The sequence below is a fragment of the Cellulomonas bogoriensis 69B4 = DSM 16987 genome, from assembly GCF_000767165.1.
GTDB classification, from domain to species: Bacteria; Actinomycetota; Actinomycetes; order Actinomycetales; family Cellulomonadaceae; genus Actinotalea; species Actinotalea bogoriensis.
The window spans coordinates 1-8,925 of record NZ_AXCZ01000110.1 but is presented as its reverse complement, the minus strand read 5'-3'; the positions used below and the strand labels follow the sequence as shown (position 1 = coordinate 8,925).

8 protein-coding genes and 1 pseudogene are annotated in these 8,925 nt (G+C 73.2%); 6 read left to right on the top strand and 3 right to left on the bottom strand.

Translation table 11 applies throughout. The annotated features are described in order from the left end of the window. Both N869_RS10220 and N869_RS10215 read right to left on the bottom strand, forming a co-directional pair. Positions 1 to 280 (bottom strand): annotated as a pseudogene (locus N869_RS10220) (hypothetical protein); the annotation flags it as partial. Between the two features lie 181 nt (positions 281 to 461). Beyond that, positions 462 to 839, bottom strand: a complete 378-nt coding sequence (locus tag N869_RS10215) for a phage holin family protein (RefSeq protein ID WP_035061096.1) — start codon at positions 837 to 839, stop codon at positions 462 to 464. Between the two features lie 164 nt (positions 840 to 1,003). Between N869_RS10215 and hisC the strand changes: the two genes are divergently transcribed. The 6 genes from hisC (at position 1,004) to N869_RS10185 (ending at position 8,402) form a co-directional block, all read left to right on the top strand. Continuing rightward, positions 1,004 to 2,086, top strand: a complete 1,083-nt coding sequence (gene hisC, locus N869_RS10210; protein ID WP_035061095.1) for a histidinol-phosphate transaminase — start codon at positions 1,004 to 1,006, stop codon at positions 2,084 to 2,086. Positions 2,087 to 2,283: 197 nt separating this feature from the next. Continuing rightward, positions 2,284 to 3,414 carry a pyruvate dehydrogenase (acetyl-transferring) E1 component subunit alpha gene (gene pdhA / locus N869_RS10205; RefSeq protein WP_052105373.1) on the top strand — a complete coding sequence of 377 codons (1,131 nt, stop codon included), beginning with the start codon at positions 2,284 to 2,286 and terminating at the stop codon, positions 3,412 to 3,414. Continuing rightward, complete coding sequence (locus N869_RS10200; RefSeq protein WP_035061092.1) at positions 3,411 to 4,391, top strand: alpha-ketoacid dehydrogenase subunit beta; 981 nt, start codon at positions 3,411 to 3,413, stop codon at positions 4,389 to 4,391. The genes pdhA and N869_RS10200 overlap by 4 nt, the downstream gene beginning before the upstream one ends. A gap of 76 nt (positions 4,392 to 4,467) precedes the next feature. After that, positions 4,468 to 6,006 carry a dihydrolipoamide acetyltransferase family protein gene (locus N869_RS10195; RefSeq protein ID WP_035061090.1) on the top strand — a complete coding sequence of 513 codons (1,539 nt, stop codon included), beginning with the start codon at positions 4,468 to 4,470 and terminating at the stop codon, positions 6,004 to 6,006. 53 nt (positions 6,007 to 6,059) lie between these two features. Further along, entirely contained in the window at positions 6,060 to 8,111 is a 2,052-nt protein-coding gene (locus tag N869_RS10190; RefSeq protein WP_232229692.1) for a cytochrome c oxidase assembly protein, read from the top strand. A 63-nt stretch (positions 8,112 to 8,174) separates the two neighbouring features. Next, positions 8,175 to 8,402: a DUF6458 family protein gene (locus tag N869_RS10185; protein ID WP_035061087.1), complete on the top strand. Its 228-nt coding sequence runs from the start codon at positions 8,175 to 8,177 to the stop codon at positions 8,400 to 8,402. Positions 8,403 to 8,532: 130 nt separating this feature from the next. Here N869_RS10185 and N869_RS10180 read toward each other — a convergent pair. After that, the coding region (locus tag N869_RS10180) for an anti-sigma factor domain-containing protein (protein ID WP_198026036.1) at positions 8,533 to 8,925 on the bottom strand (393 nt) is incomplete at its 5' end.

Genomic DNA, 8,925 nt, shown 5'->3' with positions numbered 1-8,925 from the left:
CGACGTGGTCCGCGCCCGCGCTGCTGCTGCGGTGCCGGCGGTCCAGCTCGGCGAGCGCCTCGGACTGCCGGGCCGCTGCCCACGTGGCGACCCGCTCCCACCCGGCGACCAGCTCGATCAGCGTGGCCTCGTCGACGGCCTGGGGGGAGGCCCCGTCCAGCAGGTGCACCAGGTCGAGCGCGTCGGGCACCGCCTCGGGGTCGCACAGGACGGGCCCGCGGGCGCGCGTGGCATCGAACGGTACATCCACCGCCTCCGTCGTCACCGCCGCCCAGGTCATGGTTCGACGCTAGGCGGGGCCGCCGACGGCCCGGTCCCAGGGACCGGCGCCTGTGGACACCGGAAGCCGTGGACACCGGCACCTGGTCACCTCGGCACCTGGTCACCTCGGCGCCTGGTCACCCTGGCGCGTGGTTACCCCCGCACCAGGTCACCCCGGCACCCGTCGGCGCCGCGGAGCGTCAGTCGCGCGACCCCGTGACCACGCTCAGCACGAAGCTCACGACCGAGATGATCAAGCCCCCGAGCACCGCGGTGCCGAAGCCCTCCACGCGCAGCCCGTAGTCCGTCATGCCCGACAACCAACCGGTGAGCATGAGCATCAGGGCGTTCACGACCAGGGTGAACAGCCCCAGGGTCAAGACGTACAGGGGCAGGGCGATCAGCCGTACGACGGGCTTCACGATCGCGTTGACCAGGCCGAACACCAGCGCGACGACCAGGAACACCAGCACCCGGCCGGTGGTGTCGTCCCCGCCGACGACCTCGAGGTTCGTCAGGAGCACCGTCGCCAGCCAGATCGCGACCGCATTGATGATCAACCGCAGCAGGAAGGTCATGAGCGCATCGTTCCACGGACCAGCACCCCACGCAGGGGGAAGTGTCCCAATTGTGACTGTCCACCGGTACCGGTCCCTCCCGGGGCGGCCGGCCACCGGCCGGTAGTGTCCGAGCGGTACCTGTCGTGCCCTTCCCGGGCCGATCCGACCCGACGGAGGTCCACGTGAGCGTTCCCCTGCGACCCGCCGTGGAGCGCATCCCGGCCTACGTCCCGGGTGCGCGCGCCGCCACGGGGCAACGGGTCCACAAGCTGTCGTCCAACGAGAACCCCTACGGGCCGCTGCCCACCGTGCAGGAGGCCGTCGCGCAGGCGGCAGGGACCCTGAACCGCTACCCGGACATGTTCGCCTCCGAGCTCACCGAGGCGGTGGCCGCCCGCCACGGGGTGACACCCGAGCACGTGGTCGCCGGGTGCGGCTCGGTCGCGGTCCTCGGGCACGTGCTCCAGGCGTTCTGCGACCCGGGCGACGAGGTCGTCCACGCGTGGCGCTCGTTCGAGGCCTACCCGATCGTCATCCGGCTGCAGGGCGCCACGCCCGTCCCCGTCCCCGTGGACGCCGACGGCCGCCACGACCTGCCCGCCATGCTGGCCGCCGTCACCGACCGCACCCGCGCGGTGCTGCTGTGCTCGCCGAACAACCCGACCGGCCCGGCGCTGCGGCACACGCAGGTGGCGCACACGCTGGCCGCCCTGCCCGACGACGTCCTGGTCGTCCTGGACGAGGCGTACGTGGAGTTCGTGCGGGACGAGGACCCGGTCGACTCCCGCGCGCTGCTCGCCGCCCACCCCAACCTGGTCGTGCTGCGCACGTTCTCCAAGGCGTACGGGCTGGCCGGTCTGCGCGTCGGGTACGCGGTCGCCCGCCCCGACGTCGCGCGCGGGATCCGCACCGCGTCCACGCCGTTCGGGGTCAACCACCTGGCCCAGGTCGCCGCCGTGGCCTCGCTCCAGCCCGACGCGCAGGCCGAGCTCGACCGCCGGGTCGACGCGGTGGTCGCCGAGCGGCACCGGGTCCTGACCGGGCTACGCGCCCAGGGGTGGACGGTTCCCGACAGCCAGGGGAACCTGGTGTGGTTGCCCACCGGGCCGGCCACCGCCGACCTCGCCGCCGACGCGGCCGCCCACGGGGTGCTCGTCCGGCCGTTCGCCGGCGAGGGCATCCGGGTCAGCATCGGCGAGCCCGACTCGAACGACCGCGTGCTCGAGCTGGCCGGCCGCTGGCGGGAGCACCACCAGGCCGGGTGAGGCCCTTGGTAGGGAGCCGACAACCGGCCGTCAGATGTTTGTGTCGGTGGAACCACCCACAACCTACGCACCCGTAGCCTACGCTGGCGTAAGTTCGTTGGCCGTCACCTCGGAAGGAACCCCGCGTGAACGAGCCCACCCCGCACGCCCCGGGCACCGACGCCCACGGCGACCACCAGAGCGACCAGGCCCTGGACATGATCCAGCTCCTGGACCACACCGGGCAGCTGACCGCCCACCCCGACTACACCCCCCGCATCACGCACCTGGACGCCGACGCCCTGCGCCGCATGCACCGCGACATGGTCCTCGCCCGCACGTTCGACACCGAGGCCACGTCCCTGCAGCGCCAGGGCGAGCTCGCGCTGTTCGCGCCCGCGCTCGGCCAGGAGGCCGCCCAGGTCGGCTCCGCCTGGGCCCTGCGCCCCCAGGACTACGTGTTCCCCTCCTACCGCGAGCACGCCGTCGTCCAGGCCCGCGGCGTGGACCCCGCGAACATCCTGCGGATCTTCCGGGGCATCGACCACGGCGGGTGGGACCCCGCCGACCACAACGTGCACCTGTACACGCTGGTCATCGGCTCCCACACCCTGCACGCCACCGGGTACGCCATGGGCCTGCAGCGCGACGGCCTCGTCGGCTCCGGGGACCCCGACCGCGACGCCGCCGTCGTCACCTACTTCGGTGACGGCGCCACCTCCCAGGGCGACACCAACGAGGCCCTGGTCTTCGCGGCCGTCAACAACGCCCCCGTGGTCCTGTTCTGCCAGAACAACCAGTGGGCGATCTCCGAACCGACCACCCGGCAGTCCCGGGTGCCGATCGTCGAACGCGGACGCGGGTTCGGGGTCCCGAGCGTGCGCGTGGACGGCAACGACGTCCTGGCCTGCTACGCCGTCACCCTCGAGGCCCTCGAACGGGCCCGCACCGGCGGCGGCCCCACCTTCGTCGAGGCCTACACCTACCGCATGGGTGCCCACACGACGTCCGACGACCCCACCCGGTACCGGTCCGCCGCGGAGGAGGAGCACTGGCGCCGCCGCGACCCCATCGACCGGTTCACCACCTTCCTCCGGTCCGAGGGCCTCCTCACCGAGGAGCACACCGACGCCCTCGCCGCCGAGGCCGAGGCGCTCGCGGTGCGCCTGCGTGAGCAGGTCCGGGCCATGGACGCACCCCCCACCTCGAGCATGTTCGACGACGTGTACGCCACCCCCCACTCCGACGTCGAGCGTGAGCGCGCCTGGTTCGCCCGGTACGAGGCGTCGTTCGCCGACGCGGCCGCGGACGGGTCAGGGGCGACGGCAAGCGAAGGAGCCGCCCGATGAGCATCGAACGTGTGAGCCTCGCCAAGGCGATCAACCTCGGGTTGCGCCGCTGCCTGGAGGGCGACCCCACGACCCTGCTCATGGGTGAGGACATCGGCACCCTGGGTGGGGTGTTCCGGGTGACCGACGGCCTGCAGAAGGACTTCGGGCCCGACCGCGTGGTCGACACCCCGTTGGCGGAGTCAGGGATCGTGGGCACCGCGATCGGGCTGGCGCTGCGCGGCTACCGGCCGGTGTGCGAGATCCAGTTCGACGGGTTCATCTTCCCGGCGTTCGACCAGATCACCACCCAGCTGGCGAAGATGCACTACCGGTCGCGCGGCCGGCTGCAGGTCCCGGTCGTCATCCGGGTGCCCTACGGGGGTGGGATCGGCGCGGTGGAGCACCACAGCGAGTCCCCCGAGGTGCTGTTCGCGCACACCGCAGGGCTGCGGGTGGTCTCACCGGCGACCCCCGCCGACGCGTACACGATGATCCAGGAGGCCGTCGCCTCACCCGACCCGGTGCTGTTCTTCGAACCGAAGGGCCGCTACTGGGACAAGGCCGACGTGGACCTGGACGCCACCGGCTCCGGCCTGGACACCGCCCGCGTCGCGCGCCCCGGCACCGACGTGACCCTCGTCGCGCACGGGCCGACCGTCACCACCGCGCTGCGCGCCGCCGAGGCCGCCGCCGCGGAGGGCACGAGCATCGAGGTCGTGGACCTACGGTCCATCTCACCGCTGGACACCGCGACGGTCGCGGAGTCGGTCCGCAAGACCGGCCGCTGCGTCGTCGTCCACGAGGCGCCCGTGCAGTACGGGACCGGTGGGGAGGTCGCCGCCCGGATCACCGAGGAGTGCTTCTTCCACCTCGAGGCCCCCGTGCTGCGCGTCGGGGGGTTCCACGCCCCCTACCCGGTCGCGCGCCTGGAGCACGACTACCTGCCCAGCCTGGACCGGGTCATGGAGGCCGTGGACCGCACCCTCAGCACCTGACCGACCCCCGCGCACCGCGCGGGCCCCGACCCACCCTGCCGTGCGCAGGGTCGTCCGCCCCGAACAGGAGCGTCCAGTGCCCAGGTACGAGCAGTTCCGCCTTCCCGACGCAGGTGAGGGCCTCACCGAGGCCGAGATCGTCGAGTGGAAGGTCGCCGTCGGTGACACCGTCGCGGTGAACCAGCCGATCGTCGACGTGGAGACCGCCAAGTCCCTCGTCGAGCTGCCCAGCCCGTTCGCCGGTGTGGTCACCGAGCTGCTCGTCCCGGAGGGGACGACCGTCGACGTCGGCACCCCCATCATCACCGTCGACACGCGGCCCGGGGACGCCCCCGAGGACGGCCCGTCCGCCGAGCCCGCCGCCGGTGACGCGCCGGCCGCGCAACCGGCCGGACAACCGACCGCACAACCGACCGCACAACCGACCGCACAGGCGACCCAGGGGCAGCAGGGGCAGCAGGGGCAGAGTGACCAGGGGGACGACGCCGGGAGCGGCGCGGTGCTCGTCGGGTACGGGGTGGTGGGGCAGAGCGCCACCCGCCGGCCCCGTCGCGCACCCGAGCAGGAGGCGCCGGAGCAGCCCGCACCGCAGCAGGCGTCGCCCCAGCAGGCTGCGCCCCAGCAGTCGACGCGGCCGACCTCGCAACCATCTGCCCAGCCAGCCCAGCAGCCGACGGCGTCCGGTGCGGGCCTGGAGGGCTCCCGGGGCAAGGGGGTGCTCGCCAAGCCGCCGGTGCGCAAGCTCGCGAAGGACCTGGGCGTGGACCTCGCCACCGTCCAGCCCACCGGTCCGGGCGGGATCGTCACCCGCGAGGACGTCCTGGCGCGCGCCCAGCAGAACGAGGGCCGCACCCTGGCCACGTACGCCGGGGACGACCAGCCGTGGTTGGCGTCCGGGGTGGTGACCGACGACGGCCGCACCACCCGCGTGCCGGTGAAGTCGGTGCGTCGGCGCACCGCCGAGGCGATGGTGGCCTCGGCGTTCACCGCGCCCCACGTGTCGGTGTTCCACACCGTCGACGTCACCAAGACGATGCGCCTGGTCGCCCGGCTGCGGCAGGACCGCGAGTTCGCCGACGTCCGCGTCACACCCCTGCTGATCGCGGCGAAGGCCCTGCTCCTGGCGGTTCGCCGGCACCCCGAGATCAACGCGTCCTGGCTCGACGAGACCCAGGAGATCGCCTACAAGCACTACGTGAACCTGGGGATCGCCGCCCAGACCCCCCGCGGCCTGGTCGTCCCCAACATCAAGGACGCCCACCGCCTGGGCCTGCACGACCTGGCCGTCGCGATCGCCGACCTCACCGCGACCGCGCGCGCCGGGCGCACCACGCCCACCGACATGGCCGACGGGACCATCACCATCACCAACGTGGGGGTGTTCGGCATCGACACCGGCACCCCGATCCTCAACCCGGGGGAGTCGGCGATCCTCGCGTTTGGGGCCATCCGGGAGCAGCCCTGGGTCCACAAGGGCAAGATCAAGAAGCGGCAGGTGACCCAGCTGGCCCTGTCGTTCGACCACCGGCTCGTCGACGGCGGCCTGGGCTCCAGGTTCCTCGCCGACGTCGCCGCCGTCCTGGAGGACCCGGGCCAGGCGCTCGTCTGGGGCTGACCCCCCGACCGTGACGAACGGGACCGGCGACCACCGGACGTAGGGTGGAAGCCGTGCACGACCCCGACCCCACCCGCACCTCGACCTCGGCCCGCCTGCCCCTGGCCGGGGTGGCGCTCGGGGCGCTGCTCGCCGCCGCCGCGGTCGTCCTGGGCATCTGGTTCGCCGGGTCGGCGCTGGTCGCCGAGCTCCTGGACCCCGGTGCGGTGGTCCGGTGGGGGCTACCCGTCGTGACCGTCGCCACCCAGCTGACCGCCGCGACCGCGCTCGGTGCGCTGGCCCTGGTGGCGTTCGTGCTGCCCCGCGGTGGCGGACGGTCGACGTCGGACGGGCGGGCCGCGGCGAGCGCGCCCGTGGTCGCGGCCGGCGCTGCGGGTGCCTGGACGGTCGTCAGCGTGATGCACCTGGTGCTCACGTACTCGAGCATCGCCGGCACGCCGCTCACCAGCCCCGAGTTCGGTCCCCAGCTCGGCATGTTCGTCACCGCCGTCCCCCTGGGGCAGACCCTCCTGGCGGTGGTGGGCCTCGCTGCCGTCACCTGCGTGGCGGCGATGCTCGTCACCGGGCCGCGCAGCGCGTTCGTCATCGCCCTGCTGATCGTCGGGGCGCTCGGGATGCAGGCCAACACCGGGCACACCGCCGGGGCCGCGAACCACGAGCTCGCGGTCTCGGCGATGTTCCTGCACCTGCTCGGGGCTGCGGTGTGGGTGGGGGGCCTGGCGGCCCTGGCCCTGGTGCACCGGCGCCTGGGCACCGACCTGCACGTGACCGTCGCCCGGTACTCCACGATCGCGGCCTGGTGCTTCGTCGGGGTCGCGATCAGCGGGGTCGTCAGCGGCGGGATCCGCATCGGCAGCCTCGACGACCTCACCAGCGCCTACGGCGTGCTCCTGGTGATCAAGGTGGTGCTCCTGACCGGCCTGGGGGCCGTGGGTTGGGCGCACCGGCGTCTGGTCGTGCGTCGGCTCTCCGGCCAGAGCGACGGCGGGGCCCGCGCCGCGTCGTGGTTGTTCTGGCGGCTGGTCGTCGTCGAGCTCGCGCTCATGGGACTGGTGTCCGGTGTCGCGACGGCGTTGGCGTCGACCGCCCCACCGGTCCCGCAGGAGCCCCCGACCCAGCCGACCGCGGCAGAGATCGTCACCGGTCACCCGCTGCCCCCCGAACCGACGCTGGAGCTGTGGCTCACCACGTTCCGCTGGGACCTGATCCCGGCACTGGGGTGCCTGGCGGCCGTGGTCGTGTACACGAGGTGGGTGCTGCGGCTGCGTGCTCGCGGTGACGCGTGGCCCGTGGGGCGCACGGTGTGCCTGGTGCTCGGGATGCTCGTGCTGGCCTGGACGACGTCCGGCGGTGCGGCCGTCTACGGGCACGTGCTGTTCAGCGCCCACATGATCCAGCACATGACCATGGTCATGATCGTGCCGATCCTGGTGGTGCTGTCCGCGCCGGTGACCCTCGCCGCGCGGGCCCTGCCGCCCCGCAAGGACGGGTCACGGGGCCCGCGTGAGTGGCTGCTGGGGACCGTGCACTCGCGATGGGCGGGGTTCTTCGCCCACCCGGTGGTCGCGGCGGTGAACTTCGCCGGGTCGATGATCGTCTTCTACTACACCGACCTGTTCCGCCTGGCCCTGACCACGTACATCGGCCACCTGGCGATGATCGCGCACTTCACCCTGGCGGGGTACCTGTTCGTCAACGCCCTGATCGGCATCGACCCCGGTCCCCGACGCCCCCCGTACCCGGTGCGGCTGGTGCTGCTGTTCGCGACCATGGCGTTCCACGCGTTCTTCGGGGTGGCCCTGGTCAGCGACGAGACGCTCCTGGTGCCCGAGTGGTTCGGGCTCATGGGCCGGGAGTGGGGTCCGTCCGCACTGGAGGACCAGCGCACCGGTGGGGCGATCGCGTGGGGGATCAGCGAGGTCCCCATGCTGATCATCGCGATCACCCTGGCGTTCTCGTGGACCAGGGACGACGAGCGGCTCGCGCGCCGCAGCGACCGCGCCGCCGAGCGTGACGGCGACGCCGAGCTCGAGGCCTACAACGCGATGCTCGCCCGGATGGCCGAGCGTGAGGGCACCGGCCGTTCAACAGGCGCGGGCCGCTGACCTGCGGGATGCTCCTAGGCGAGCGGACGGCCCCCACCGTCCACCGACCTAGGAGGCACGACCATGGGCATCGGCACAGGGATCTTCCTCATCGTCGTCGGCGCGATCCTCGCGTTCGCGGTGCGCGACAACTGGGAGGTCATGGACCTCACCGTCGTCGGTTACATCTGCCTGGGTGCGGGTGCCCTGGCGATCATCCTCGCGCTGGTGCTGAACGCCCAGCGCGCCAACACCAGCCACCGCGCGGTGGTCGAGCGCCGCGACGAGGGCACCCCGCCCCCCGCGATCTGACGTCCGCACGGTCGACGCGAGCCCGGTCCGGGTGCCTGGGGGCATCCCGGCCGGGCTTCGTCGCGCACGCCCCAGGTGCCCGACGCGGACCCCGCAGGGCCCGTCGGCTGCCTGCCGGGTCGTGACCGGCTCAGGTGTCGAGCAGGCCGCGGACGATGCTGTCCCCGGAGTGGGCGGGGTCCCCGTCCGGGGGTTCCGCTGAGACGTCCACGACCGCGAAGTCGCTGAGGTCCAGGTCGGTGGGGACGGTGAAGCTGCCCTCCGACCCTTCGAGGATCCCCAGGCTCACGAGCCGGGTGACGTCCCGGTCGATCAACCACACCTCACGGAACGCCCCGTCGGTCTCACCGCCCTCCAGGACGAGGACCAGCTCGCGGGTGCCGTCGTCGGCCTCGTGCACCCGCGCCTGGGCGGTGGCGTCCCACCCGGGCAGGGGCTCGAGCTCGGCCTGGGCGACCACCGGCGGTGCTGTCTCACCGGCGGTGCCGGCCCACCACGCGCCACCGACCCCACCGACGGCCAG

What these genes read in the sequence shown, in the direction of transcription:
- N869_RS10215 (WP_035061096.1), bottom strand. Translation starts at nt 839, where the DNA reads ATGACCTTCCTGCTGCGGTTGATCATCAATGCGGTCGCGATCTGGCTG.
- pdhA (WP_052105373.1), top strand. Translation starts at nt 2,284, where the DNA reads ATGATCCAGCTCCTGGACCACACCGGGCAGCTGACCGCCCACCCCGAC.
- N869_RS10200 (WP_035061092.1), top strand. Translation starts at nt 3,411, where the DNA reads ATGAGCATCGAACGTGTGAGCCTCGCCAAGGCGATCAACCTCGGGTTG.
- N869_RS10185 (WP_035061087.1), top strand. Translation starts at nt 8,175, where the DNA reads ATGGGCATCGGCACAGGGATCTTCCTCATCGTCGTCGGCGCGATCCTC.